Here is a 25,293-nt window from a genome sequence, read left to right on the forward strand (position 1 = left end):
TCAACTATCTATCAATGAACGGAGCCCGCCATGAGCGACCTGAACAACGACGTCCCCGCCGCCCCTTTCGACAGCCCGACCAGCGAATTCTGCCTGCGCATGGCGCGTGCCTGGGCGGCCCTGTCGCGCCGGCTGGACAATTCCCTCGGCAGCCTGCACGGCATCAGCTTTGCCGATTACCAGTTGTTGCTGAGCCTGCTCCGGGCGCCGGGCGGACGCCTGCGCCGGGTCGACCTGGCTGAAAAACTGGGCCTCACCGCCTCGGGCGTGACCCGGTCGCTGCTGCCGCTGGAAAAGATCGGCCTGGTCGGCCGCCAGAGCGATCCGCGCGATGCCCGGGTCGGCTACGCCATCATCACGCCCTCCGGCAGCGAGCTGGTCACGAACGCCAGCGTGGTGGTGCACAACGTCAGCCGCGCCGTGCTGGGGGCGCCGTCGCGCGAACTGCTCGCGTCGACCTCGGCGCTGCTGGCGCAGCTGGGCGGCAGCCAGCAAGCATGAGCCTGCCCACCACCCTGCGCCGGGATCCGAATTTCACCTGGCTGATGAGCGGCGGCGTCATTTCCGCCCTCGGCGACCAGTTCACCCTGATCGCCCTGCCCTGGCTGGTGCTGCAGCTCACCGGCGACCCGCTCATGCTCGGCGTGATGGTGGCGGTGATGGGCGTGCCGCGCGCCATCCTGATCCTGTTCGGCGGCGCCCTGGTCGATCGCTACTCGCCCAAGCGCGTGCTGATGCTGACCAAGCATGCCAACACGCTGCTGCTGGCCATCCTCGCGGCGCTGGTGCTGTCGGGCCAGGCCAGCCTGCCGCTGGTCGCGCTGCTGGCGATCGGCCTGAGCCTGGCGTCGGCCTTCAGCATCCCGGCCGGCACCTCGATGCTGCCGCATGCCGTCCCGCTCCAGCTGCTGGGAGGCGCCAACGCGGCGATGATGGGCATGCGCCAGCTCACCATGCTGGCCGGGCCCCTGCTGGCGGGCCTGCTGTTCGTGCTGGCCGGCGACGGCAGCGCCGGGTCCGGGGACGCGCGCGGCCTCGGCCTGGCCTTCGCCTTCGACGCCCTCACCTATCTTGTGTCGGCCTGGACCCTGTCGAAAGTCCGGCCGCTCCCGGCGCCGGCCCAGGACAAGGCGGCGCCGGAGCCCGTGCTGCGCGCCGTCGGCGCCGGGCTGGCCACCGTGTGGCGCGACCCGCGCCTGCGCACCGCCTTCCTGTACTGGGGCCTGTGCGCCTGCGTGATCGGCGGCTTGATGCAGGTAGGCCTGCCGCTGCTGGCCAGCGAACGCCTGCACGGCGCCTCGGCACTGGCCCTCCTGATGGGCGCCCATGGCGCCGGCGCGCTGGCGGGCATGGCCTTGTCCGGCGTGCTGGGCAAGCGGCGCGTGGTCAACCTCGGCATCACCCTGCTGCTGGTGGACGGCATCGCCGGCCTGCTGCTGGTGCCGCTGGGCATGGTGACCGAGAGCTGGCAGGGCATGCTGCTGCTGGTGGCGATGGGCGTGCTGGGCGGCTTTGTCCAGGTCGCCGTATTCACCTGGCTGCAGCAAAGCGTGCCGAAAGCGATGCTGGGCCGGATGATGAGCATCTTCATGTTCGTCTTCATGGGCCTGGCGCCCTTGAGCGCCGCGGTCGCCGGCTGGCTCGCCAGTTTCATCAGCCTGGCCACGCTGTTCATGGGGGCCGGCCTGTTCCTGACCGTGGCGGCCCTGCTGGCCTGGCAGTTCACGCCGATGGCCCGGCTGGCCGACGCAACGCCGGCCGCGCAACAGGGCTGAGTGGGAGGCCGTGACGGCCGGGGGGCGAATCGGCTAGGATGAAGGGATTGCCACAGCAAGCCTTCATCCCATGCCGAAATTCGCCGCCAACCTGAGCACGCTGTTCCCCGACGCTCCTTTCCTCGAGCGCTTTGCCCTGGCCCGCAGCGCCGGCTTCGACGCGGTCGAGTTCCAGTTCCCGTATGCGTTCGAGCCGGAGCAGATCGTCCAGCGCCTGCGGCGATACGGGCTGGAACTGGTCTTGCACAACCTGCCTCCGGGCGACTGGAACGCGGGCGAGCGCGGCATCACCTGCGACCCGCGCCGCAGCGCCGAATTCCGGGACAGCGTCGGCCTGGCCATCGACTACGCGCTGGAACTGGGCGTGAAGCGCCTGCACTGCCTGGCCGGCAAGCTGCCGTCCAACGTGCCGCAGGAACGCGCCCACGCCTGCTACGTCGAGAACCTGCGCTACGCCGCGGCCCAGTGCCGCCCGCACGGCATCGACCTGCTTATCGAACCCATCAATACGCGCGACATCCCGGGCTACTTCCTCACCGGTAGCCGCCAGGCCGCCGCCGTCATCGAGGAATGCGGCGCCGATAACCTCTTCATGCAGTACGACATCTATCACATGCAGCGCATGGAGGGCGAGCTGGCCGGCACGCTGCGCCAGTACCTCCCGCTGATCCGCCACATCCAGCTGGCCGACGTGCCGGGACGCCACCAGCCGGGCACCGGCGAAATCAATTTCCCCTACCTGTACACCCTGCTCGACGAACTGGGCTACGACGGCTGGGTCGGCTGCGAATACCATCCGCAGGGCGAGACGATGGCGAGCTTCGGCTGGCTCGCGCAGGAGCGCAAGCGGGCCGCGGCGCTGCTGCTGGACAAGGCCTGATCGGTCAGGCAACATTGGGGTTTTATCCAGCCGAGGAAGTACGATGATCCAGGGATTGCGCACCGTAATTTACCCCGTCACCAACCTGCCTGAAGCGACCGCCTGGTACGAGCAGGCAGTGGGCAAGGCCCCGTACTTCAATGAAGCCTTCTATGTCGGCTTCGAGGTCGGCGGCTTCGAACTGGGCCTGATTCCCGATGGCCAACCCGGCAGTAGCGGCGCCACCGCCTACTGGGGAACCGCCGACGCCGACGCCGAGCTGGCGCGCCTGGTGGCCCTGGGCGCCGAAGTGGATGCGCCGGTCTCCGACGTGGGCGGCGGGATCCGCGTCGCTACCGTGCGCGACCCTGACGGCAACCTGTTCGGCGTGATCCAGAACCCACACTTCGACCGCGCGAAGGTCGAGTAAGCTCGGTCAATTGACCATCAGCAAAACTCCGCCTGACGGAGTTTGAAACAATGGGATCTTTCCGGCCGCCCCCTCCGGCCTGAAAGGACCCACATGCTGCGATATCTTTCGATCCGACTGTTCCTGGTATGTGCCCTGTTCCTGGGCGGCTGCGCCTCCACGGGCGGACCGGTCAGCCTGCAGGAGGTGCGCGAGTTCGCCGATGCGTCCGCGCGCCTCGGCGGCTACGCCGAGCTGGCGCGCCGCTACCGGGACACCTACGAGCGCGAGCAGCCCTACCTCTCGCCGGCCGCCGACAAGCTGGCGCGCGACAACGACGCCAAGCGCCGCGCCGTGTTCGAGGATTTCATCGCAATCCAGAAAACCATGGTGCTCTACATGCAGACGCTGAGCCTGCTGGCCGGCGACGCGCGCTACGACCTGTCCGAGCGCATCGACGACCTCGGCAACGGACTGAAGGCGAATACCGAGTCTGGCCTGCAGCAGCGCCACATCACGGCCTACACCGGCATGACCCGGCTGCTGACCCGCGTGATCGCCTCCGGCTACCAGAACCGCAGCGTGGAAACCATGGTGCGCGACGGCGACGCCGACGTGCAGGTGCTGCTCGACGCCATGATCCAGCTCACCCGGCTCTACTACAAGACCAACGAGAATGAAAAGAAGACCATCCTCGGCATTTTTGACGTCGAAATCCCGTTCTCGACGCGCAATTCCGACCGCATGCTGGTCACGCTGGCCAAGGTGCATTACCTGAACAAGGCCACCGAATACAAGATCATCGACCGCCGCTACGAGCTGGCCCTGCAAGGCCTGACCAAGGTGGCGCTGGGGCACCAGAAAATGCGCGAGAACCTCGGCAAGCTGTCGAACGATGAAGTCCGGCGCCTGCTGGCCAACTACGGACGCGACCTGCGCACCATCCGCGACGGCTTGTCCGGCGACTGACAGGAGAGCACATGGCTACCACCCCGACCCGTCCCGCCGCCGCCACCCTTGCCGGCCCCGACGCCGCACCCGCCCCCGCCCCCGCCGCCGCCGCGCTCTCTTCTCCCGCGCACATCATCGAGCTGGCCGACCAGCTTTCCGCCTGCGCCGACCAGATCCACGAGCGCGTCATGAAGGAAATCCGCTCCTACCAGGGCGGGCCGGTGCCCGAGGGCGTCCAGGCCACCGCGCGCGCGCTGCTGGAAGACGAAACCCTGATGCGCCAGCGCGCCAACAGCTTGTATGCCGATGCTGCCGCCTTCATCGTCAAGGGACTCGGCAAGCCGCAGGCCCAGCTGGCCAGGCTCACCGCCGACGCCGCTGAAAAGATCCGCAAGATCGCCGTCATCGGCGAAGCCACCGGCCTGGTGGGCGGCCTGCTGACGCTGGCCGGCGCCGCCATCACGGGCCAGCCGATGCCGCTGCTTGCGGCCATCGAAAAAGTGGAAAAGCATTCCAAGGCCCTGGGCGCGCTCAAGCCCAAGCCAACACCACCGGTGACGTAGGGTGCTCCGGGCCATGAGCGGCGGCGATGCCGAGCGCGCGTTCAAATTTCATATGCACTGCCGCGACGCCGTCCCCCGCTGATGCTCGCATTCCGACTAGCGCGCCGAGGCAACGAGTACAAAACCGCTCAGCACATGTGCTGGCCGCCATTGATCGCCAGATTGGCTCCGGTAACGAAACCCGCTTCTTCCGACACCAGCCAGGACACCATGGCAGCCACTTCGTCGGGCTGCCCCAGGCGCCCGACCGGGATCTGCGGCAGGATGCGCTCGTGCAGCAACTGAGGCGGTACCGCATGTGCCGTGCGGGTATCGAGGTGGCCGGGCGAGACGGTATTGACGGTGACGCCGTAGCGCGCGGATTCCAGCGCCAGCGCCTTGGTGAGCCCGTGCAGGCCGGCCTTGGCGGCGGCGTAGTTGACCTGGCCCAGCGCTCCCTGCTGGCCATTGACCGAGCCGATGTTGATGATGCGGCCCCACTGCTGCACGAGCATCGGCGCGATCGCGTGGCGCGCCATGTTGAAGGCGCCGTCGAGGTTCACGCCCATGACGGCATGCCAGTCGTCCAGCCCCATCGTGCGCAGGCCACAGTCGCGCGTGAGCCCGGCGTTATTGATGAGCACGTCGATTCGTCCGGCATGGTCGAGCAGGCGCTGCACGGCGCGGCCGGCGGCCTCGAAATCGGCCACGTCGGTTTCGACGGCGATGAATTCCATGCCGTCGCGCCGATGGCTGGCCAGCCATTCGTGGTGGTGGTGATTGGAGGGCGAGAAGGTGGCGGCGACGGTGAAGCCGTCGAGATGCAGGCGGCGGCACATGGCCGTGCCAAGCCCACCCATGCCCCCGGTGACGAGGGCGACGCGTTTGATCATGAATGTCCCCTGAACATGGTTATCCGCGCCCGTGGGAGGACTCCCGGGGCGCGAACTACCCAGTGTAGGGAAGCGGCCTGAGCAACCTATTGAGGCAGATCAAGCGTGCCCATGTACTCAGGCGATGAGCTGGGGCCGGCTGGCGGGGTCGAAGTCGGCCCAGTCGCCACCGACGATATTGCCCTGTGCCTGCTCGATGTGGTGGGCGCCGAGCTGGCGCAGCACGTCGACCGCACGCTCGGCCAGGCCGGCATCGTCGAACGCGACCGCCACCAGCATGCCCGCTTCGCGCGGCGGCACGCGGTTCTCGCCGCCCTCTTCCGACTCGCCCCGGTCCTTCATCTTGGAAAAGCTGAACAGCGAGCCGACGTGGCCGCCGACCAGGCCGCCGACGATCGGGCCCAGCGGGCCGGTGACCGGCGAGGTGGCCGCGCCGATCGCCATGCCGACGGCGCCGCCGGTGGCGACACCCTTGACCACGCCTTCCGGCGTTTCCTTGGCGCCGGGCGACTGGAGGTGGTCGCCACCGATCGGGGTCTGGTCGTGCTGGCCCGGCTGGGTGAGGTAAAAGCCGCTGATCCGGCTGGCGTCGAAGCCGGCGGCTTCAAGGGCGGCGCGGGCGCGGTCGACGTCGTCCTGAAGCTGGAAACGCCCTGCAATAATGGTGGACATAGCGATTTCTCCTGATCGTTGTAACTCAACTATGCCCGCGCCGCGCATCGTGCTCTGTACGCGGACGCACGCAGTCCGTTCACCTTACCGCCATTGCCCGTACACCACGTTCGCGTCGTGGAAGTCGTCGGCCGCGGGCGCCGGTTCGGGCATCCAGGCGCGCGGGTCGAGCCGGAAATACTTCTGGAACTCGCCGAACAGGTCCGGGTGGCGCGCGGCCAGCTCCCAGGGCTGCTCGAAGAAGCTTTCGGTGGCCACCGCGAAGAACTCGGCCGGGCTGCTGGCGCCGTAATGGTCGAGCACGCCCCGCTGACCCCACATGGCGTCGCGCTGCAAGTTGGCGAAGTCGCGCGAGAGCACTTCGGACCAGCTGCGGTAGCGCTCGGTGCTGCCGAGGTAGGGCGCGCCATTGGTGCTGCCGGACTCGCTGTCGAGCTGGTGGGCGAACTCGTGCAGGACGACGTTATGGCTGGGCGGCTCGTCGATACCGGCGCGCCGCACGTGGTCCCACGACAGGATTACCCGGCCGTCGCCCCAGGATTCGCCCAGCAGGTCCTGGCGCTGCTCGGTGACGACGCCGGCCGCGTCGACTTCGCGCCGCGGCACCAGGAAGGCGCCTGGATACACGAGCACCGCGTGCAGCGACGGGTACAGCGAGGCCGGATTGGCGTCGCCGGCGCGCCCCAGCACCAGCAGGCAGGCCTGGCCGGCGATGGTCACGCGCATCTCGTCGGTGATTTCCAGGCCGGCGCAGCCAACGAAGGCTTTTTCGTGCAGGAATTGCTGGACCAGGCGCTGCAGGCGCTGGCGGTGGGCCGGGGTCATGCCCTTGAACTGGACCACGTTGCGGTCGAGGATGGCGCGCAGGGGCGCGGGCAGCGGACGCGCGAGCGCGCGCCGCAGCCGCCACCTGGGCCACATCCAGGCGCCCAGCAGTCCGGCCGCCAGCAGGCCGGCGATGATGCCTTCCATTAGCGTCCCTGGTTCGATGAAACGAATGCCATCACGTCGTCGGCGCCGCCGATCAGCTTGCCGCCGATGAAGACCTGCGGCCAGGTCAGCTGGCCGGTCAGGCCACGCAGCACGCCGGTCGTGATTTTCTGGTCTTCCGAAATGTCCGTGAAGACGATGCCATTGTCGCTCAATGCTGCCTTGGCGCGCGCACAATGCGGGCAGCCGGGGCGCGAGAACATGACGACCGGCTCGGGAATCTTTGCGTCCGGGTTGATATAGCTCAGCATCGTATCGGCGTCCGAGACCTCGAATGGGTCCCCTTCGCGCTGCGGTTCGATGAAGATTTTGTCGATCACGCCGTCTTTGACCAGCATCGAGTAGCGCCACGAGCGCTTGCCGAAACCGAGGTCGCGCTTGTCGACCAGCATGCCCATCCCTTCGGTAAAGTCGCCGTTTCCGTCCGGGATCACGGTGACGTTGCCCGCGTCCTGCCCAGCCTTCCACTGGTTCATGACGAACGCGTCGTTCACCGAGATGCACAGGATGTCGTCGACACCGTTTGCGCGCAGCACGGGCGCCAGCTCGTTGTAGCGCGGCAGGTGGGTCGACGAACAAGTGGGCGTGAAGGCGCCCGGCAGCGAGAACACGACCACGGTCTTGCCCTTGAACAGCTCGTCGGTGCTCAGGTCCTGCCATGCGTCGCCGGGGCGCGCCTTGAAGGTCACATTCGGGACCGGCCGGCCCTGCAGCGAGTCGGCGCTCGGGATGGTGGTGCTGGATGTCATCGGGTCGTCCTTTCCTGGGAGCGGCAGCCTGCGCCGCGTTGGGACGGAGGTAAGGACACTTGACGGGATTTCAACGCGCGGTGGCTAAATAATTGTTCGCTTGAAAAACAAAACCGCGCACAAGGCGCGGCTGAATGACGACAGCGATCGTCTGGCCGGCACTGCCACGGGTCTCTTCCGCGGCAGGACGGGGGCGCACTAGGGCGCGTTATTTGCCTGCTGGCTGGCCTGGGGCTGGGCCAAACAGCGCGGCGACCAGCGGGTCGCGGGCGACCGGGCTGCGGTTCACGCGGATCGCATAGTGGGTATCGTCGGCCAGGATGTGGAAGTGACGGCCGCTGCCTGCCATGTTCTGCTCACGCAGGCCCGGACGCTCCTTGCGTGGGGCGGCGCCTTCGCGCTTCGGCTGGCAGATCGCTGCCAGGAAGGCCTTGACGCGGTCCTGGTCGGGGCAGATCTGGTACACGGCCTTGCCCAGGTAGGTGGCGGTGCCTTCGATGTAGCGGGCCAGTTCGATGACGCCGGCTTCACGCAGGTCGCGGATGTACTTGCGGGCGCCCGATGGCGAGAACTTGAGGAACCAGGCGATTTCGTCAGCCAGCATCTCGTGGGTGGAGAGCTCGTTGATGAGCTTCTGCATGTTTTCGATCCGGCGCTGGGTGGCGGACGTCGACCGCACGCGCTCGATCGGTGCCAGCGAAATGGGTGCCCGCTCGGTTGGTTGCGGCGGAACGCGTTCGATCAGCGCAGAGTTGCTGGAAGTGTGCACTGCGCCGATGTCGCCGCCTTGCACCGCGTTGTGATGGGTCGTTGCATGCATATTGGTGAGCTCCAAAATTGAGAGAGACTGTGTGGTCCGGGTCGCTGTGTGTCGTTTGACACCCTGACAACACTTCGGGTTCCGCTTAACTGGCCTCAAGATTGCCTGCGTCAGCCCTCACGGTCTGTGCGCCATCCAACATTCGAGAACATTCCTGCAGGCACTTTTGACAAACCCGCTTGCCTTTCCGGGTAGCCAGAAAGTTGTGATCAAAAAAACAAGGTGCCACCGGTTCTCCGGCGCTGAATGTGGCTTTTTCACCACTGTTGTAAAATTGCACAGGCCAGTCCAGAGAGTGCGGTACCGCACCGAGACCGTGGAACTTGCACTGTTATTCTTTATCCAACATCTGTGTCAAGGCATGCGATGTCAACAACCCTTCACCTTATGGGAGTTACCTGTGAATAATTCGAAGAAGATCGCCCTGGCCGTCGCCATCCTGTGCTCGGCTGGTACCACCATGGCCCAAGAAGTCAACCCATCGTGGTATATCCAGCCGAACGTGATTGTCGCGAAGCCGGATGGAGACTTCGGCGTGAATGACCGCGACTGGGGCGGCGGCCTGAAATTCGGCAAGGCCGTGTCGCCAATGTGGGACATCCAGTTCGGCGCCAGCCAGGTCCGTTTCGAAGATGGCCCAGCCCGCTACCGCCAGACCCTGCTGGGCGCCGATGCCCTGCTGATGTTCTCGCGCGAGCGCTTCCGTCCGTTCGTCCTCGTGGGCCTGGGCCTCGAGCGCGACAAGGTGCAAAACCCACTGCGCAACGTGGGCAAGAATTCCCCTTACCTCACCGCCGGCATCGGCTTCCAGGCATCGCTCACCCCGCAATGGTCGTTCCAGGCCGACCTGCGCAGCGTGCGCGGCTTCCTGCGCGACCACGAACAGTTCGGCTTCCGCCGCAGCAACAACAAATACCTGACCCTCGGCCTGAACTACGCGTTCAACCCGCCGCCAGTGGCAGCCGCACCAGCGCCGGCCCCGGCCCCGGTGGTCGAAGCCCCGGCTCCGGCGCCAGCCCCGGTCGCCCCGCCGCCGCCGCCGGCACGTTTCGAGAAAGTCACCCTGGAAGCGACCAAGCTGTTCGAGTTTGATAAATCGGACATCATCATGCCGTCGCCAAAGCTCGATGAAATCGCTGCCGCCCTGATGGCCGACACCAGCATCACCGACGTCGACATCACCGGCCACACCGACCGCCTGGGTTCCGAAAAATACAACTTGAAACTGTCCGAGCGCCGCGCCAACGCCGTGCGCGACTACCTGGTCAGCAAGGGTGTCGACGGCAACCGCCTGAAGGCCTACGGCAAGGGCGAATCCAATCCGCTGGTCCAGTGCACCGAGAAGAACCGCAAGGCCCTGATCGATTGCCTGGAACCGAACCGCCGCGTCGAGGTCGAGCAGATCACCGTCGAGAAACGCGTCCAGTAAGCCGGCCCGGCCTGCCGCTGCTGCCCTGCCACGCGCAGGCGGGTAGCAGCGTGCCGCCGCCAAAGGCGAGGCGGGTGCACTATGGGGGCTTCGGCCCCCTTATTAATTTGGAGAATAGAACATGGATGGTAAGAAATGGGTGCCGTATTCGCGCGAACTGGTCCGCGTGATGCGTTGTGCCGTGACAGAATGGCTCGAGCACCGCGCCTCCAGCAAGGGCGCGGCGCTTGCTTTCTACACCCTGTTTTCGATGGCGCCGATCCTGGTGCTGGTGATCGCCATTGCCGGCTTCTTCTACGGGCCCGAGGCGGCGCAGGGCCAGCTGCTCAATGAGTTGCGCGGCCTGGTCGGCGCCCAGGGGGCAGAAACCATCCAGGCCATCCTGGCCGGTGCGCGCGACAAGGAAGACGGCATGTTCGCGACCATCGTCGCCTCGGTGCTGCTGCTCATCGGCGCCACCAGCGTGTTCGCCGAACTCAAGGACAGCCTGGACGAAATCTGGGACGTGCCGCCGCCCAAGGACAGCAGCTTCTGGGACATCGTGCGCACCCGCCTGCTTTCTTTCGGGCTGATCCTGGTGCTGGGCTTCCTGCTGATGATCTCGCTCGTCGTGAGCGCCGCACTGGCCGTCGTCGAGAAGTATATCGGCGGCATGTGGAAAGAAGCCGCGGTCGTGATGGGCTGGGTCGCCTGGGCCATCAGCTTCCTGGTCATCGCCACGCTGTTCGGGGTGATCTACAAACTGCTGCCGCGCATCAAGCTGTCCTGGCGCGACGTGACCATCGGCGCCCTCGGCACCGCGGCCATGTTCACCCTGGGCAAATTCCTGATCGGCCTGTACATCGGCAATAGCGGCGCGGCCGACAGCTTCGGTGCGGCCGGCTCGCTGATCGCGCTGCTGCTGTGGGTGTATTACTCGGCGCAGATCTTCTTCCTCGGAGCCGAGTTCGCGCGCCAGTACGCGCTCAAACTGGGCAGCCTGAAGCACAAGCCGAAGGAAGAAACGGGTGACAAGAAAAAGGATGAGCCGGCGGAGGCGCCGATGGCTACCTGGAAGGATGGCCGGGCCGTGTAATCGTAGGGTGGGCGGGTCTTCCCGCCCACGTGTTCAATGTAGGCGCACAGTAAAATCTGCCGTGATCACACCACTGTCCGCTCTTGGCCGAACGTGGTCGCTGCTTCGACAAGTTTCGTTCGATGATCTCAGGGGTGAGCCCAACGCTGATATAGGGGAGAATCCGTTTCACGAGCTACATTCCAGGTAAAGCAAAGAGCTCGTGCGCAGGTCCGCTTACTCGCCCAGCAGTTCCGCCAGCACTTCCATCCCCTCCACCCGCTCGGCCACCACCTTCAGCACCACCACCACGGGCACGCCCAGCAGCAAGCCCCACATCCCCCACAGCCAGCCCCAGAACAGCAGGCTCACGAACACGGCCGCCGGGTTCATCTTGGCGATCTTGCCGGTCATCCAGGTGGTGACGACCATGCCGACCAGGGTGGCGATGCCGAGCGAGGCGCCGGCCACCAGGATCACCATGCGCAGCGATTCGAACTGGAAGAAGGCCACCGCACCGGTGGCGATCGTGATCAGGAGCGGACCGAAATAGGGAATGACGTGGGCCACGCCGGCAAACGCGGCCCAGGCGCCGGCGTTCTCCAGGCCGATGGCGCGCAGCGCCGCCCAGGTGAGCAGCGCCAGGATCACGTTGGTAACCAGCAGCATGAACATGTAGTTCTGGATCGCGTTGTTGATGTCGTCCAGGATGTGCACCGTCACCTTCTTGCGCGTGAGCGAAGGGCCGGTCAGCTTGACCAGCTTGCGCTTGAAGGTGTCGCCCGCCAGCAGCAGGAAGAACACGAGGAAGATCACCATGGTGGCCTGCGACAGGAAGGTCGCCAGGCCCACCGAGCCGACCACCACCCAGTCCATGACGCGGATGCTGGACGCACCGCCGGCCGCGGGGACCGGAGGCACGCTCTGGGTGCGCTTCTGGATCGCGCGGCGCTGGTCGCCGCCGCCTGCATTGGAGGCGGCGCGCTCGATCTCGGCGGCGGCGGCCTGCACTTGCTGGATGGTCGAGCGTTCGCCGCTGCTGCTGGTCAGGATCTTGGTGACCTTGTGCGTGAGCGCGGGCAGTTCGTCGATGATGTTGAAGAATTCGTCCTGCAAGCGGTACAGGGTGCCGCCCATCGCGCCGAGGATCAGTACGGTAACGAGGGTCGCGCCGACGACGCGGCGGATGTGCCAGCGTTCGAGCCAGCGCACGACCGGATTGAGGGTATAGGCGATAAAGATGCCGAGCAGGAGCGGCACGAAGAATTTCTGGGCCCACTGGAGGGCGAACACGCAGGCGATGGTGGTGAGGATGCCGAGCGACAGGCCGCGTGCGTTGACGTGGATCGGCAGCCGCAGGCCGCCCACGTGCATCGTGAGCTCGTCGCCTGCAGGGCCGGGCTCGACGCCGGGCTCGGGAGAGACCGGCGCCACCGGGGCGGCAATGTCGGGTACGGTCGCAGGATGGGCCGGTTCAGGTGGTGCAAGCTGCATGGATCGTACCTTGACAAGGGAGCCGGGCCGCCCCGGCACAGGGGATTACTTGACGCGGATGTCGTTCTTTACCGAGGTTACACCTTTCACGCCGCGCGCGATGTCCACCGCCCGCTGTGCGTCGCCAGGCTGGGCCACGAAGCCCGACAGCTGGACGTCGCCCTTGAAGGTTTCGACGTTGATTTCGGTGGCCTTGACGGTTGGATCGGCAGCGAAGGCGGCTTTCACTTTGGTGGTGATCACAGCGTCGTCGACGTACTCGCCGGCGCTTTCGCGGTTCGAGGTCGATGCGCAGCCGACGGCGGTGAGGGCGACGACAGCGGTGAAGGCGGCGGTAACGATGCGTTGTGCGATTTTCATGATAGCTCCTTGGTTAAAAACTGTGGATGAACAAACTACTAAAACAAAGCCCAGTGCGGGCAGGTGGGCGGTACCGGCACGCCGGCCCGCAAATCATTTACGGAAGGCCGTCTTGGCAGCGCTGACGCACTGGTCCTTGACGGCGCCTGCGTAGGCGTCGCATTTCTCGATGGCGACGCGGTATTCGGCGGCCAGCTTGTCTTCGCGCGCATCGAGGCGCGCCTCGATGCTCTTGCGGTCGGCCTTGGCATCGGCCTGCGCGGCGACCAGGGTCGCCTTGGCCTGCTCCAGGCAGACGTCGCGAGGGTTGCCGGTGACCGCCGCGCAGCGCACCTTGTCGCGGTCATAATTGGCCGAGGCGATGCGCATGCGGGCCTGGGTATAGGCCGACAGCGTGTTCTTGTACGCGGCTTCGGCTTCTTCCTCGGTGCGTACCCGGGCTGCCTTGGCTTCGGCCATGCACAAGTCGTGCGGATTACCGGCGATCAGGTCGCAGCGGGCACGGGCCGACTTGAAACTGGCTTCGGCATTGGCCTTGGCGGCTTCGAAGCTTGCTTTTGCGTCCGGCATTGCCTGGGCACGACCGGGGCCTGCCCAGACGAGCGCGGCGCCAACGAGCAGGAATACATGGGTTCTTTTCATTTTTTATTCTCCATTTGTCAACACGCAAGAGACGTTTTACACGTCACGAGCCGCGCTATCTGTTCGGTGCCGAACACATCAACGTCGATGCAACAACTCATCCGTATTTCGATGACCCCCACGATTCAGTTTGCCAGGCAAGGACGGTTAGGCAACGCACAGACCCCTTGCGCGGCAGTGACTAAGCTGGAGCCATACTTTTGTCAGGAGAACAACATGAAAGCAACCCGTACCCTTGCTGCTGCTGTACTGGCGACCACCGCCCTCCTCACCGGCTGTGCGAGCACGTCTTCGCAGCCGTACAACAATGGCTACAACAGTGGCTATAACAATGTGTCGATGGGCTATGGCACGATCGAGTCGATCCAGGTCACGCAGGGCGCCAACCGTACCAGTGGCGCCGGCGCGATCCTGGGCGGCGTGGTCGGCGCACTGGCCGGTAGCCAGGTCGGCAGCGGCAGCGGCCGCACGGCAGCCACCGTCGCAGGCGGCGTGGCCGGTGCGGCGATCGGCAACAACGTCGAGCGTAACCGCAATGAAGGTGGCCAGGAGCAGTACCAGATCAACGTGCGCATGGATAACGGCGAGTACCGTGCCGTGTCCCAGGACAGCGTGTATGACTTGCGCGTGGGCAACCGCGTTCGCATCGTCGACGGCCGCGTCTACCGCTATTGATCGCCGTATCCGGACCCGCGAAGACATGGCGGAAGGCTCGCCTTTGTTCGCAGTCCGGCAGCTGGGGCCCTGCCCGCGCTTCGCGCCGCAGGGCCCCAGCCACACCTGCTGGCTGAACGCCTTGCCCGGCTCACCCGCGGCGGCATGCCAGATCACGCCACTGCCGACCTGAATGCCGGAGGACACCATGCGAATTTCTTCAACCGTAATGCGCGGCGCCTGCGCCTTCCTGCTGGGCAGCACCCTGCTCGCCCACGCCCAGACCAACAGCGATGCCGTGGTCGATCCTGTCGCCGCCAAACAGCAGGCCCGCGAAATTGCCCAGGGCGATCCCTCGCGCTGGTACCGCGAAGACGCGACACCCCAGGCCAAGCTGAAAACCCTGCACAAGGAAATCGGCGCCGCATTGCAGGAAGCCCGCAACGCGTGCAAGCGCGCACCGGCGGCCGAACGCAACGCCTGCCTGTCGGAAGCGCGCGCGGTGTATACGCGCGACATGGCGCAGGCCAAGGCCATGGTGGATGGACAAGGGCAAACACCCTGATCCCAGACGCTTGCTACAGGCCTGCCGTGGTAGCGTGGGCGGATCTTCCGCCCACGCGTTCAACTACGAGTGCATTGCCGCGAGCTATTTGCACTCCATCCTGTCGCACACGGGGTTGCCACCCCAATCAACAGGATAGATTCCTTCCCGCACCAATCGGCCAAACGTCGAATAGGGCCACGCAGACGCCGCTTGCACCAGGCGATGTTTGACCGGATTGAAATGGATGTCATCCATGTGCCTCTCCATGTCGCGCTCGTCCCGAATCTGGTGTTCCCAATAGCGACGCTGCCAGATCGGCGCCGAGCGTTGACGCTGTCGAGACGCAGACTGGGCCATTAGATACAACTCGCGGCATGGTTGGGAGGCGCGGTGCTTTATTTGCAACCAGCGCGATGAGAAATTTGCGTCCCTGTAGGGGAAGGTCCAGATGCAGTGCAAGTGGCCTGGCATCAGTACCATCGCCTCCAGGTCGAACAGGACGCTCCTGCATCGGAGCGGCGGTAGCAGAGCATTGAACGATGTCAGGGCTACGCCAAAAGCGCGTTATGCGTCCGATCAGAGCCAGCTTGAACGCGTGGGCGGGAGACCCCGCCCACCCTAAGGAGGTGAGCACTAAAGAAAAAAACGGCGTGCAATCGAGGATTGCAACGCCGCTCAAGCCCCACCATATTCAGCCAGCGATTATTTTGGTGTCGCCGTTCAGTTCATTTGCTGCGCACGGCGCTTGTGCACGTACCATCCAACCACGCCCAGCAGGATCGCGGCGGCGCCGGCCTGTTTGCCCATGCGGCGCTGGCGGATGAAGTTCAGTGCCGCCATACCGTAAGGCATGAGCGCCGAGACATTGGTGCCCGTCGGCCGCAGCAGCGCGTCGGCGCGCACGCGCAGTGCCGAGGTGGCGTGGTCGAGTGCGCCGTGCAGGATCACGTCGGGACGCGCACCGTGGCGTATCTGCGCCTTGGCGTGCGCCACGCCGCTGCGGAAGTATTCGCCTTCGCGCAGGAGCTCCTTCTTGCGTGCGTCCGGATCGGTGCTGTGCTTGTGGCCTGCGAGACCGGTTTTTTCATCATGGTTGTGCATATTCCCCTCCTTCGTGTCGCCGCTCACAGCAGCATGTCGCGGTCGTTCTTCAGTTCCTTCATCGTCGCCGGCAAGGCAAGCTTGCCCTGCTTGATCAGCGCTAGGCCCTTGGCGACCAGCACGCCCGTGATGATGAGGAAGACGACGAACAGGATCAGCAGGATCTTCCAGCCCATGTCGTCCCAGGCCAGCGCCACGATGGTGGCGGTGCCGTAGGCGATGGCGAACCAGATAGCCAGCAGTGCCGCGCCGAAGATGGCGACCAGTTCGATGACGTGGTTGCGCACCTCGGCCAGTTCAAGCGAAGCGAGTTCCACCCGTGACACGAGCAGGCCGAACACGCTTTTCATCAGACTGGAGATCCCGCCCATGAGGCCGGGGTTATGCATGACGGGGTCGTCTTTCTGCATGGTGGTCCCCGGAGGCGCTTATTGCTTACGGCTCAGGAGGACGCCGAGCAGCACGCCAACGCCGGCGGCAACCGCCACCGTGCGCCATGGGTTGTCCTTCACATAGACATCGGCATCGTGTGCCAGTTCCTTGCCCTTTTCGAGGGCTTGACCCTGGTAGCGGCCGGCGCGGCCCAGCGCGCGGTCGAGCATTTCCATGCCGCGGTTGCGCAGCTCGTCGGCCTTCTCGCCGGTGAGGGCGCCGGCAGCGGTCAGCATCGACTGGGCGTCGCGCACCAGCGACTTGACGTCCGACTGGGCGTCCGCCAGGTTGCTGTCGAACTGCTGGGCGTGGGCCTGGGCTTTCACGTTGCTGCGGGTGGTGTCTAGCATGATCTACTCCGTTGTGATGAATGATTGTTAAAGAAATTCAAGCACGGCCTCGCGGCCGGTGGGTGCGGCTCAGGCCAGCAGGTCGCTCATGTCGTCGGCATGCTCTTCTTCGACCGCCATGATGTCGACCAACATCGCGCGGGTGGTCGGATCCTTGTCGCCGATGGCGAGGATCATTTGGCGATAGGATTCGATCGCCACGCGCTCGGCGATCAGGTCGGCCCGGATCATCGCCTGCACGTCGTCGGAATCGTCGTACTCCGCATGGCTGCGCGCGGTGAGCGTGGCCGGGTTGAAGTTGGGCGAACCGTTGAGCTGCACGATGCGCTCGGCGATGCGGTCGGCATGGTCCTGCTCCTGCTGGGCATGCTCGAGGAACTCGGCCTTGATGTGGCCGGTGTTCGGTCCGCTCACCGTGTAGTAGTGCCGCTTGTAGCGCAGGACGCACAGCAGCTCCGTGGCCAGCGCATCGTTGAGCATGGCGATGACTGCGTCGCGATCGGCCTGGTAGCCCTCGGTGACGGCGCCGTCATCCAGGTTGGCCGCAGCGCGGCGGATCGCCGCGATGTCGAAGCCATGTGCCAGGTTTTTTGTTTCTTCCATGATGATTCCTCGTGTTTCGTATTTAGCCGGCTCAGCGTGCTGCGGCGCGCGGCGGGATCTGCGCGTTTTCGTTCGACAGCACGATCTCGACACGGCGGTTGAGCTGGCGATTGCCCGCAGTATCGTTGGCGGCCACCGGGAAGGCTTCGCCATAGGCCTTCATGGCGATGCGGTCACGCGGCACGCCCATCTGGCCCAGTGCCGATGCCACCGATTCGGCGCGGCGCTGCGACAGTTCCTGGTTGTGCGACGAGCTGCCGGTACTGTCCGTAAACCCTTCGACCAGCACGGTGCGGTTCGGGTTCTGGGCCATCACGTCGGCCAGTTTGCGCAAGGTCGACATCCCGTTCGGGGTCAGGTTGGCCTGGTTGGTGGCGAACAGCACGTCGCCGATCGTCACCACGTAGCCACGCTCGGTCTTCACGGCCTGCAGCTCGACCAGGATCGCTTCGAGCATGGCGGCGCGCTGCACCAGGGCGGCGTTCTGTTCCTGGACGGCGGCGGTCTGCTGCTGCGCAGCCTGGGCTTGCTGCTGGGCCGACTGGGCCTGCATCTGGGCCTGGGCGGCGGCGGCCTGGGCGGCTTCGGCGTCGCGCTTGGCGCGGTCGGCCTCGGCGGTGCGCGCTTCCAGGCGCACGGCGTCGCGCTGGCGCGATGCGTCGGCGATGTTCGCTTCGGCCGCCTTGGTGCGCGCCACTTCGGTCGCGGTGGCGATGCGCTGCTTGGCCACGTAGGCCAGGCGGTCGACGTCGGCCAGCGCTTCGCGGCGGGCGGCGGCGGCGTTGGCCTGGTCGAGGGCGTCGCTGGCCTGCTTGAATTCAAGCGGTGCGTACTGCGAGACCTGTGGATTGTTATTGGCGGCGACGAAATCGGCGCGGGCCTGGTCCAGGGTCGGGGTGCTCATCGGTGCGGTTGCGCAGGCTGTGGCGAGCACGGCGGCGGCCAGCAGCGACATCATGGAACGTGTTTTCATGTTCGTGTCCTTTTTTTCTTGGCGCCGCGGGCTGCGGCATTCGGGGGTCGTGGTACCAGCGCGCTTACTGGGTGTTGGCGCGGTCGACTTCCTGGCGCAGCACGCGCAGGTCTTCGTCCAGCGCGTTCGAGGCGGCGGTCGCCTTGGCCGAACCGGCCTTGCTCTGGGCCAGCTTGGCGTCGGCCTGGGCCTGGATCGCCAGCTCACGCGCCAGCTTGTAATCCTTGGCGGCCAGTGCCTGGTTGGCGCGCATCATTTTTTCGCGGGCCATATTGATTTCTGCCGGGGCCAGCTCGGCGGCGCCGGCCGAGACCGCGTTCTCCACCGCATTGCGCGACACTGCCACGTCGGCGGTGGCAGGTGCCTTCTGCGGGCTGGCGCAGCCAGCCAGCACCAGTACTGCAGCGGCTGCGGTTGCGCGCACAAGCTGGGTCATCGGGTGTTGTTGGTCCATCGCTGTTTCTCCTATTGATGAGGAAATGTCCTTGGTAACGTTATAAACCTGTTATCGTCCGCCTTCGGTTCGGTGCCGCACATTGTTCGTCCAGGCCGGTCCGCTCAATGGAAGAGCGTTAGGCACCGCACATTGATGGCGACGGGCTTTGCGCTAAGCTGGGACACCAGCTGAGACAACCATGAAAAAAAGGACCGCCATGGCCGAGACCCCATCGCCGGCGGCGCAAGGCCGTCACCCGGCGCGCCGCAAGAAAATCATCCTGAGCATCATCGGCATCCTCATCGCCATCCCGGTGATCGCCGTCGTGATCATCCTCACCTTCGACTGGAACCGGGCGCGCCCCTGGATCAATGCCAAGGTCAGCGACGCCATCGACCGCCCGTTCGCCATCCGCGGCAACCTGCAGGTCGAATGGGTACGCCCGGCCAAGACCATGGCGCCGGCCGAACGCAGCTGGCGCGACCATATTCCCTGGCCGCACCTGATCGCCAACGACGTCCACGTCGGCAACCCGGCCGGCCTGCCCGTCAACGACATGGCGAGCGTGCGCCAGTTCTCCTTTTCGCTGAACCCGTTCGGCCTGCTCCACCGCACCATCGGCATCCCGCTGCTGCGCTTCGACGGCCCGCGCGTCGACCTGCTGCGCACCGACGCCACGCACAACAACTGGACCTTCAAGCGCAACGAACAGCCGTCGCGCTGGAACCTCGACCTCGAACGCGTGGTCCTGACCGAGGGCGTGGTGCATGTCAAGGACGCAGTCACCAAGGCCGACGTCACGGCGCTGGTGCACACGCTCGACAACAATCCCCGCTACGGCGTCGGCTGGACCCTGGACGGCACCTATAACGGCGCCAAGGTCACCGGCGGCGGCAAGGCCGGCGCGGTGCTCTCGCTCAAGCAGCAGAGCACGCCCTACCCCGTGCAGGCGGACATGCGCTCGGGCAAAACCCGGATCGCCGTGGAGGGCACGGTCACGCGGCCCTCGAAGCTGGCCGCGATCGACCTCAAGCTGACCCTGGCCGGGGCCAGCATGGACCAGCTGTATTACTTCACCGGCGTCGTGCTGCCGACCACGGGCGCCTTCTCCACCTCGGGGCGCCTGACCGGCACCCTGGGCGAGGAGCAGAGCCGCTGGGTGTACGACGGCTTCAAGGGCAAGGTCGGCTCGAGCGACATCGGCGGGCGACTGGAGTACGTCACCGGCAAGCCACGTCCCAAGCTGTCCGGCAATGTCCGCTCGCAGCAGTTGGTGTTCACCGACCTGGCGCCGCTGATCGGCGCCGACTCGAATGCCGCCAAGAAGGAGCGCAATGCCGATACTCTGCAGCCTAGCGGCAAGGTGCTGCCGGTCGAGGAATTCAAGACCGAGCGCTGGAACAAGCTCGACGCGGATGTGCGCTACTCGGCCGACCGCATCATCCGCGACACCGCCTTTCCGATCAGCAAGCTGTCGACCCACCTGAAAATGGAGAACGCGGTGTTGAACCTGGAACCGCTGGAATTCGCGATGGCGGGCGGCACGGTGCGCTCCAACATCCGCCTCGACGGGCGCGGGCGCGAAGGGCCGAAGGCGATCAAGGCCCAGGCCAAGGTCACGGCGCGCAAGATCGAGATCAAGAAGCTGTTCCCGAAAATCGAGCAGCTGCAGGCGACGGTCGGCAGCATCAATGGCGACGCCAACCTGACGGCGCAGGGCAATTCGGTGGCGAGCCTGCTGGCCGGCTCAAATGGCGAACTCAAGACGCTGATCAACCAGGGGCAAGTGAGCAAGATGCTGCTGGAAATGATGGGCCTGAACGTGGGCAACATCATCGTCACCAAGCTGTTCGGCGACAAGCAAGTGCAGCTCAATTGCATGGCCACCGACTTCGCGGTCATCAACGGCATCGCGCGCACCCGCAGTTTCGTCGTCGATACGGCGGAAGCCATCATCACCGTCGAAGGCGCCATCAACCTGGCCGACGAGCAGATGGACTTGCGCATCAACCCGCAAACCAAGGCGCTGCGCCTGTTCTCGCTGCGTTCGCCGCTGTATGTGCGCGGCCCGTTCAGCAATCCGGACGTGTCGGTGGACAAGGGCGTGCTGGCCATGAAGGCTGGAGGCGCCATCGCCCTGGCCGCGGCGGCGCCGCTTGCGGCCTTGATCCCGCTGATTAATACCGGGCCTGGCGAGAACAGCGACTGCGGCCGCCTGCTGGCCCAGGCACGCGAGAAGCCAAGCGCCCCGCCGCCGGGCAAGACCCAGCGCCGCTGAGGAGAAAAAATGTTTATGCGGAAATTACGCGGCACTGTGAGTTGTCGAACAGATCAGATCATAGGGAAACAATATTCTGGTTCCATGGACTCGACGAACATTGCTGCGAAATGAAGCTTGTGAGATGTACCGCTGCCCTCGTGGCAGTACTGGCCCTCGGCCAGGTCACAGGATGCGCAATGTCGGGCAACGGTGGACCGGTGGCGCAATATGTGGACGACGCTACCATCACCGCCGGCGTCAAGGCCGCCATCTTGCGTGAATCCACGCTGAAGGTAGCCGAGATCAACGTCGAGACCGAGCAAGGAGTAGTGCAGCTGAGCGGCTATGTCGGCTCGGCGGACAGCGTGGCGGCCGCGGCGTCGGTTGCCCGGACCGTTAAGGGCGTGAAATCCGTGAAGAACGATTTGCGCTTGAAATAACCCACCCAAGGAGATTCATATGAAAACGATCAAAAACCTGGTAGTGACCGCATCGCTGGCAACCCTGGCCCTCGGCCTGACCGGCTGCGCAGGCATGTCGCAGCAAGACAAGAACACCGCGATCGGCGCTGGCGCCGGTGCAGTGGTCGGCGGCGTCCTGACCGGCGGCAGCGCAGTCGGCACCGTGGGTGGCGCAGCCGTGGGCGGCGTCATCGGTAACCAGGTCAACAAGACCAACTAATCGATAGCACGCAGATGTGAACAAGCCCGGCCCCGCCGGGCTTTTTTTACGTCTATCAACTTCGGGGTCAGGTCTGACATTTGGACACGGCCACAGCTGTAGGAGCCCGCCGCGCACGCATCCGGCCCATTGTTGTTGAAGTTAAAGCGTCGATGTACCCGATAACTTGCAGCATCGATGGGGAGCCGAGCAGGCTAAGGCCGAGCTCGTGTCCAAATGTCAGACCTGACCCCGAAGTGCGAAGTGGTGGTTACATCACGCCTTGCAGCGGCTGGCCGCCGGCTTCTCGGACGATCTCGTAGCAGGTGCAGGATGCGGCGGCCAGGCCCTCGGGGTCGAGGATCTCGATGTTGCCGCGGCTGTAGATGATCAGGCCCTGCTGCTGCAGGGCGCTGGCGGCCTTGGTCACGCCGACGCGGCGTACGCCAAGGGCGTGGGCCAGGAATTCGTGCGTCAGGTGGAATTTGTCGGATTGCAGGCGGTCGCGCGTGATCAGCAGCGAGCGCGCCAGCCGTGCCTCGAGCACGTGGAAGCGGCTGCAGACGGCGATCTGGATCGCCTGCGCCAGCTGGGTGTCGGTGTAGCGATAGAGCACCCGTTGCAGCGCCGGATTGCGCGCCACTTCGTTGCGGAACTGGCTGCTGTCCATGCGGCTTGCACTGCCCGCCCGCTGCACGATGGCGCGCACCTGGGTGGTGTCGTGGCCCAACGCCACCGTGGCGCCGACCATGCCTTCACGCCCGACCAGGCCGACCTCGAGCGTCATGCGCCCTTCGGCCACGCCCATCAGCGAAATCAGGCAATCGTGGGGAAAATAGATGTAGCGCAGCGGGTCGCCCGCATCGCATAGCACGTCACCGAGCTGGACGGTAACTGGATCGAGTAGGGGCAAGACCTGCGCCAGCTCCCGGGGCGGCAGTGCGGCGAGCAGCAGGTTGCTGTTGTGTTCGGCAATCGGCGGCGGTGCGGCAAAATTCATTGGATTCTCGGGTTGGGACTGCATGGCTCAACCGTCTGGAAACGCGTTGGACATTGAAAGATACATTTGCAAACAATTTAGACCAGCGTAACCGCCCCTATGAGAGCGAGTATGTACGGTGACGCACGGAACCGCTTGTTGTTCCTGAGGACAATCTGTCATCGAACAGGCTGCCTGCAGCAACGCCGAAAAAATGCGTTCCGGGCCCGACCAGACAACCGTAAAGGAAGCACCCATGAACACGTCACCCTCCCCTGCCCCACGCGGGCGCATGCATCCGCTGATGATCCTCGCGGCGCTGGCCGTCCTGCTGTTCTGCCTGGTGGGCACCGCCGCCATCCTGGGCTGGATCCCGTCGTCCGTGGGCGGCACTTCCGAGCGCCAGCTCGCCGAAGCCGACCGCCTGGCGCTGGCCTCGACCCTGCCGCAGCCGGCGCCCGGCATGGTGGTCGCCGTGCCCGGCCAGCAGCTGGCGCAAGCCTATGTCGAACCGGCCCAGGTGCAGGCCCCTTCTACCGTCGCCCAGGCCTATGCGCCTGCGACCGCAGCGACGTATGCACCGGCCCCGGTAGCGCGCGTATATGAAGAACCGGCCAGCAAGCCGGCCAGGAAAGACGTGCAGGTGGCAGCCGCCGATAACGGCCGCAACTGGTGCTCGAACTGCGGCAACGTCGAATCGGTCCGCACCATCAAACACCGCGCAGAAGGTAGCGGCCTGGGCGCGGCCAGCGGCGCCGTGCTCGGCGGCCTGCTGGGCAACCAGGTCGGTAGCGGCAGCGGCCGCACCATCGCCACTGCGGCCGGCGCCATCGGCGGCGCCGTGGTCGGCAACCAGGTCGAAGGCAATATGAAGGCGACCACCACGTACGAAATCCGGGTGCGCCTGGACGACGGCACCGTGCGTACCTTCAACCAGACCAAGGCGCCGGCATGGCGCAGCGGCGACCGGGTGCGCATCGTCAAGGGCCGCCTGCGCTCGGTCGCGTAAGACTTTTCCTTTTCGCAAAAAGCCGGGTTTCCGCAAGGATCCCGGGTTTTATTTCACCTGAATAATTTTCTGTGTAGCAATGTGCGGCAGCGCACGGAACAATGGATGAGCTAACCCGACAATGGAATCACGCTGCCAGGGCGTGCGGTGCACAGAAAACCAACCAGGGGGGAAGCATCATGAACAGCATGGCGTGGATCGGCATCATCATTTGGGGACTCATCGTGGCGAGCTTCGGTTTGCTCTCGGCGCATCCGCCGGGCGAAGTGTCTTCCAGCGGCCTGCAAGCGCATGACGTGGTCTTCCTCGTCGCTGGCGGGCTGGTCACTTGCCTGATCGGAGTCACCGGCCTGCTCGGCTTCATGGGCTGGATCCCAGGCCTGCGCAAGGACGGCGGGCACGCCTAAATTCCGGGTACGGTTCGCCATCGTACAGAGGCCAGCAGTGGCTGTCGGCATACTGGAATCACGACGCCAAAGCGCGTGTTTCGAGTGAGGACAACATCATGTTATATACCATTGCCGTAATCCTGATCGTCCTGTGGCTGCTCGGCCTGGTGACTTCGTACACCATCGGCGGCTTCATCCATATCCTGCTGGTCGTTGCCGTGATCATGATCCTGGTGCGCCTGATCAGCGGACGGGGAATATAGGCTTTGCCTAAGTTTGAAACATTTGTTCGTAACACCGATCCGTTTCGCGGCCATGCCTGTCCAAGGTATGTCCGCGAAACGGATTTTGCTTTCTTAAGGAGACCACCATGTATTCCAAACTGACCAAGACCGCAGTCGCCGCGACCATCGTCGTCATGACCGCCACCGGCTGCGCCGACATGAGCGCCACCCAGCGCGGCACCGCACAAGGGGCCGGCATCGGCGCCGGCCTGGGCGCCCTCATCGGCGCCACCACCAGCGGCGGCGGCGGCGGCCGTGCGACGCGCGGGGCAGTGATCGGCGGCGCCCTCGGCGCCGTGGCCGGCAACGTCTGGTCCAAGCGCATGGAGCAGCAGAAACAGACGATGGAACAGGCTACCCGCGGCACCGGCGTGCAGGTCAGCCAGACCTCCGACAACCGCCTCAAGCTCGAGATCCCGAGCGACGTGTCGTTCGACACCGGCCGTTCCGACATCAAGTCGAACTTCCAGCCTGTGCTCGACCGCTTCGCCAACACGCTGCAGGACAACCCGGCCACCACCGTCACCATCATCGGCCACACCGACAGCACCGGCACGCCCGACATCAACCAGCCGCTGTCGGTCGACCGCGCCGCGCGCACCCGCGACTACCTGGCCGGACGCGGGGTGAATCCGGGGCGGATCACGATCGAAGGACGTGGCGAGCGCGAGCCGATCGCGTCGAATACGGATGCCAGCAGCCGCGCCCGGAATCGCCGGGTGGAGATTTATGTGGCGGAGCGTGGACAGGGGTAATGCGCACGCGCTATGCAGCCAGTGCGGTGGCGTCCCCGGGACGCTGATCAAGTTAGCCGCCCTATGCACCGTCGTTCCCGCTGCGCGGGAACGACGGTTTTTGCGTTAACAATGGAGTCGTTCATCTGTTTTTCTACGTCTCAAAACCGATCCATAACATCCCCCGGCTTGACCATCACCCCAGCTCATGCCTGTCGTATTTAACAAACAAATGACCACTCA

Annotated in this window: 33 protein-coding genes; 17 read left to right on the forward strand and 16 right to left on the reverse strand. The window is 65.2% G+C overall.

What is annotated here, in order from left to right:
* Positions 1-30: 30 nt before the first annotated feature.
* From BM031_RS03395 to BM031_RS03420, 6 genes are all read left to right on the forward strand, one after another.
* Positions 31-501, forward strand: coding sequence for a MarR family winged helix-turn-helix transcriptional regulator (locus BM031_RS03395; RefSeq protein WP_091871083.1), 471 nt, complete (start codon positions 31-33; stop codon positions 499-501).
* Positions 498-1,775, forward strand: coding sequence for an MFS transporter (locus BM031_RS03400; protein ID WP_091871085.1), 1,278 nt, complete (start codon positions 498-500; stop codon positions 1,773-1,775). The genes BM031_RS03395 and BM031_RS03400 overlap by 4 nt, the downstream gene beginning before the upstream one ends.
* 70 nt (positions 1,776-1,845) lie before the next feature.
* Positions 1,846-2,655, forward strand: coding sequence for a hydroxypyruvate isomerase (gene hyi, locus BM031_RS03405; RefSeq protein ID WP_091871088.1), 810 nt, complete (start codon positions 1,846-1,848; stop codon positions 2,653-2,655).
* A 43-nt stretch (positions 2,656-2,698) separates the two neighbouring features.
* Positions 2,699-3,064: a VOC family protein gene (locus BM031_RS03410; protein WP_091871090.1), complete on the forward strand. Its 366-nt coding sequence runs from the start codon at positions 2,699-2,701 to the stop codon at positions 3,062-3,064.
* Between the two features lie 93 nt (positions 3,065-3,157).
* A complete protein-coding gene (locus tag BM031_RS03415) occupies positions 3,158-4,012 on the forward strand; it encodes a hypothetical protein (RefSeq protein ID WP_091871093.1) in 855 nt (284 codons plus the stop codon).
* Positions 4,013-4,023: 11 nt separating this feature from the next.
* Entirely contained in the window at positions 4,024-4,557 is a 534-nt protein-coding gene (locus BM031_RS03420) for a hypothetical protein (RefSeq protein WP_229408471.1), read from the forward strand.
* A gap of 128 nt (positions 4,558-4,685) precedes the next feature.
* Here BM031_RS03420 and phbB read toward each other — a convergent pair whose 3' ends face one another.
* The 5 genes from phbB to BM031_RS03445 all read right to left on the reverse strand — a co-directional run bounded on the left by phbB (position 4,686) and on the right by BM031_RS03445 (position 8,660).
* A complete protein-coding gene (phbB, locus tag BM031_RS03425) occupies positions 4,686-5,429 on the reverse strand; it encodes an acetoacetyl-CoA reductase (RefSeq protein WP_091871096.1) in 744 nt (247 codons plus the stop codon).
* Between the two features lie 117 nt (positions 5,430-5,546).
* Positions 5,547-6,101 (reverse strand): hypothetical protein, encoded by a 555-nt coding sequence (locus BM031_RS03430; protein ID WP_091871098.1) that lies wholly within the window; start codon positions 6,099-6,101, stop codon positions 5,547-5,549.
* A gap of 84 nt (positions 6,102-6,185) precedes the next feature.
* Positions 6,186-7,073 carry a M90 family metallopeptidase gene (locus BM031_RS03435; protein ID WP_091871099.1) on the reverse strand — a complete coding sequence of 296 codons (888 nt, stop codon included), beginning with the start codon at positions 7,071-7,073 and terminating at the stop codon, positions 6,186-6,188.
* Positions 7,073-7,840, reverse strand: coding sequence for a glutathione peroxidase (locus BM031_RS03440; protein ID WP_091871102.1), 768 nt, complete (start codon positions 7,838-7,840; stop codon positions 7,073-7,075). Before BM031_RS03440 ends, BM031_RS03435 begins: the two co-directional genes overlap by 1 nt.
* A 208-nt stretch (positions 7,841-8,048) precedes the next feature.
* Positions 8,049-8,660: a winged helix-turn-helix domain-containing protein gene (locus tag BM031_RS03445; RefSeq protein ID WP_091871104.1), complete on the reverse strand. Its 612-nt coding sequence runs from the start codon at positions 8,658-8,660 to the stop codon at positions 8,049-8,051.
* 400 nt (positions 8,661-9,060) lie between these two features.
* On the opposite strand from BM031_RS03445, the gene BM031_RS03450 reads away from it, so the two are divergent.
* Both BM031_RS03450 and BM031_RS03455 read left to right on the forward strand, forming a co-directional pair.
* The gene (locus BM031_RS03450; protein WP_091871107.1) at positions 9,061-10,089 is read left to right on the forward strand and encodes an OmpA family protein; all 1,029 of its coding nucleotides are present in this window, start codon (positions 9,061-9,063) and stop codon (positions 10,087-10,089) included.
* A gap of 121 nt (positions 10,090-10,210) precedes the next feature.
* Positions 10,211-11,164, forward strand: a complete 954-nt coding sequence (locus BM031_RS03455; protein WP_091871110.1) for a YihY/virulence factor BrkB family protein — start codon at positions 10,211-10,213, stop codon at positions 11,162-11,164.
* Positions 11,165-11,380: 216 nt separating this feature from the next.
* Here BM031_RS03455 and BM031_RS03460 read toward each other — a convergent pair whose 3' ends face one another.
* The 3 genes from BM031_RS03460 to BM031_RS03470 all read right to left on the reverse strand — a co-directional run bounded on the left by BM031_RS03460 (position 11,381) and on the right by BM031_RS03470 (position 13,639).
* Positions 11,381-12,637 (reverse strand): AI-2E family transporter, encoded by a 1,257-nt coding sequence (locus BM031_RS03460; protein ID WP_091871111.1) that lies wholly within the window; start codon positions 12,635-12,637, stop codon positions 11,381-11,383.
* Between the two features lie 45 nt (positions 12,638-12,682).
* Positions 12,683-12,997 (reverse strand): BON domain-containing protein, encoded by a 315-nt coding sequence (locus BM031_RS03465; protein ID WP_091871114.1) that lies wholly within the window; start codon positions 12,995-12,997, stop codon positions 12,683-12,685.
* A gap of 93 nt (positions 12,998-13,090) precedes the next feature.
* Positions 13,091-13,639, reverse strand: coding sequence for a hypothetical protein (locus tag BM031_RS03470; RefSeq protein ID WP_091871117.1), 549 nt, complete (start codon positions 13,637-13,639; stop codon positions 13,091-13,093).
* Between the two features lie 216 nt (positions 13,640-13,855).
* Here BM031_RS03470 and BM031_RS03475 point away from each other — a divergent pair, with 216 nt between their 5' ends.
* Positions 13,856-14,314 (forward strand): outer membrane lipoprotein, encoded by a 459-nt coding sequence (locus BM031_RS03475; RefSeq protein ID WP_091871120.1) that lies wholly within the window; start codon positions 13,856-13,858, stop codon positions 14,312-14,314.
* Between the two features lie 187 nt (positions 14,315-14,501).
* Entirely contained in the window at positions 14,502-14,858 is a 357-nt protein-coding gene (locus BM031_RS03480; protein ID WP_091871260.1) for a hypothetical protein, read from the forward strand.
* Positions 14,859-14,942: 84 nt separating this feature from the next.
* On the opposite strand, the gene BM031_RS26425 is transcribed toward BM031_RS03480, so the two are convergent.
* The 7 genes from BM031_RS26425 to BM031_RS03515 form a co-directional block, all read right to left on the reverse strand.
* Entirely contained in the window at positions 14,943-15,386 is a 444-nt protein-coding gene (locus tag BM031_RS26425; RefSeq protein ID WP_091871122.1) for an REP-associated tyrosine transposase, read from the reverse strand.
* Between the two features lie 174 nt (positions 15,387-15,560).
* The gene (locus BM031_RS03490) at positions 15,561-15,941 is read right to left on the reverse strand and encodes a hypothetical protein (protein WP_091871125.1); all 381 of its coding nucleotides are present in this window, start codon (positions 15,939-15,941) and stop codon (positions 15,561-15,563) included.
* A gap of 23 nt (positions 15,942-15,964) precedes the next feature.
* Entirely contained in the window at positions 15,965-16,351 is a 387-nt protein-coding gene (locus BM031_RS03495) for a phage holin family protein (protein WP_229408475.1), read from the reverse strand.
* A gap of 18 nt (positions 16,352-16,369) precedes the next feature.
* Positions 16,370-16,723 (reverse strand): ElaB/YgaM/YqjD family protein, encoded by a 354-nt coding sequence (locus tag BM031_RS03500; protein WP_091871127.1) that lies wholly within the window; start codon positions 16,721-16,723, stop codon positions 16,370-16,372.
* Between the two features lie 69 nt (positions 16,724-16,792).
* Positions 16,793-17,326 carry a ferritin-like domain-containing protein gene (locus tag BM031_RS03505; RefSeq protein ID WP_091871130.1) on the reverse strand — a complete coding sequence of 178 codons (534 nt, stop codon included), beginning with the start codon at positions 17,324-17,326 and terminating at the stop codon, positions 16,793-16,795.
* A 31-nt stretch (positions 17,327-17,357) separates the two neighbouring features.
* Positions 17,358-18,299, reverse strand: a complete 942-nt coding sequence (locus BM031_RS03510; RefSeq protein WP_091871133.1) for an OmpA family protein — start codon at positions 18,297-18,299, stop codon at positions 17,358-17,360.
* A 64-nt stretch (positions 18,300-18,363) separates the two neighbouring features.
* Complete coding sequence (locus BM031_RS03515; RefSeq protein ID WP_229408477.1) at positions 18,364-18,753, reverse strand: DUF4398 domain-containing protein; 390 nt, start codon at positions 18,751-18,753, stop codon at positions 18,364-18,366.
* A 181-nt stretch (positions 18,754-18,934) separates the two neighbouring features.
* Here BM031_RS03515 and BM031_RS03520 point away from each other — a divergent pair, with 181 nt between their 5' ends.
* From BM031_RS03520 to BM031_RS03530, 3 genes are all read left to right on the forward strand, one after another.
* On the forward strand, positions 18,935-21,013 hold the full coding sequence (locus BM031_RS03520; RefSeq protein WP_229408484.1) for an AsmA family protein: 2,079 nt from the start codon (positions 18,935-18,937) through the stop codon (positions 21,011-21,013).
* 179 nt (positions 21,014-21,192) lie between these two features.
* Complete coding sequence (locus BM031_RS03525) at positions 21,193-21,435, forward strand: BON domain-containing protein (protein ID WP_370660033.1); 243 nt, start codon at positions 21,193-21,195, stop codon at positions 21,433-21,435.
* 19 nt (positions 21,436-21,454) lie between these two features.
* A complete protein-coding gene (locus tag BM031_RS03530; RefSeq protein WP_091871144.1) occupies positions 21,455-21,676 on the forward strand; it encodes a YMGG-like glycine zipper-containing protein in 222 nt (73 codons plus the stop codon).
* A gap of 250 nt (positions 21,677-21,926) precedes the next feature.
* On the opposite strand, the gene BM031_RS03535 is transcribed toward BM031_RS03530, so the two are convergent.
* On the reverse strand, positions 21,927-22,655 hold the full coding sequence (locus BM031_RS03535; protein WP_091871147.1) for a Crp/Fnr family transcriptional regulator: 729 nt from the start codon (positions 22,653-22,655) through the stop codon (positions 21,927-21,929).
* A gap of 235 nt (positions 22,656-22,890) precedes the next feature.
* On the opposite strand from BM031_RS03535, the gene BM031_RS03540 reads away from it, so the two are divergent.
* From BM031_RS03540 to BM031_RS03550, 4 genes are all read left to right on the forward strand, one after another.
* On the forward strand, positions 22,891-23,643 hold the full coding sequence (locus tag BM031_RS03540; RefSeq protein WP_229408493.1) for an outer membrane lipoprotein: 753 nt from the start codon (positions 22,891-22,893) through the stop codon (positions 23,641-23,643).
* A gap of 179 nt (positions 23,644-23,822) precedes the next feature.
* A complete protein-coding gene (locus BM031_RS03545) occupies positions 23,823-24,050 on the forward strand; it encodes a hypothetical protein (protein ID WP_091871149.1) in 228 nt (75 codons plus the stop codon).
* A gap of 98 nt (positions 24,051-24,148) precedes the next feature.
* Positions 24,149-24,295 carry a lmo0937 family membrane protein gene (locus BM031_RS24900; RefSeq protein ID WP_020652694.1) on the forward strand — a complete coding sequence of 49 codons (147 nt, stop codon included), beginning with the start codon at positions 24,149-24,151 and terminating at the stop codon, positions 24,293-24,295.
* Positions 24,296-24,402: 107 nt separating this feature from the next.
* A complete protein-coding gene (locus tag BM031_RS03550; protein ID WP_091871151.1) occupies positions 24,403-25,071 on the forward strand; it encodes a YiaD family glycine zipper/OmpA-like lipoprotein in 669 nt (222 codons plus the stop codon).
* The last annotated feature ends 222 nt before the right edge of the window (positions 25,072-25,293 follow it).

Source organism: Massilia yuzhufengensis, assembly GCF_900112225.1.
GTDB lineage: Bacteria > Pseudomonadota > Gammaproteobacteria > Burkholderiales > Burkholderiaceae_D > Telluria > Telluria yuzhufengensis.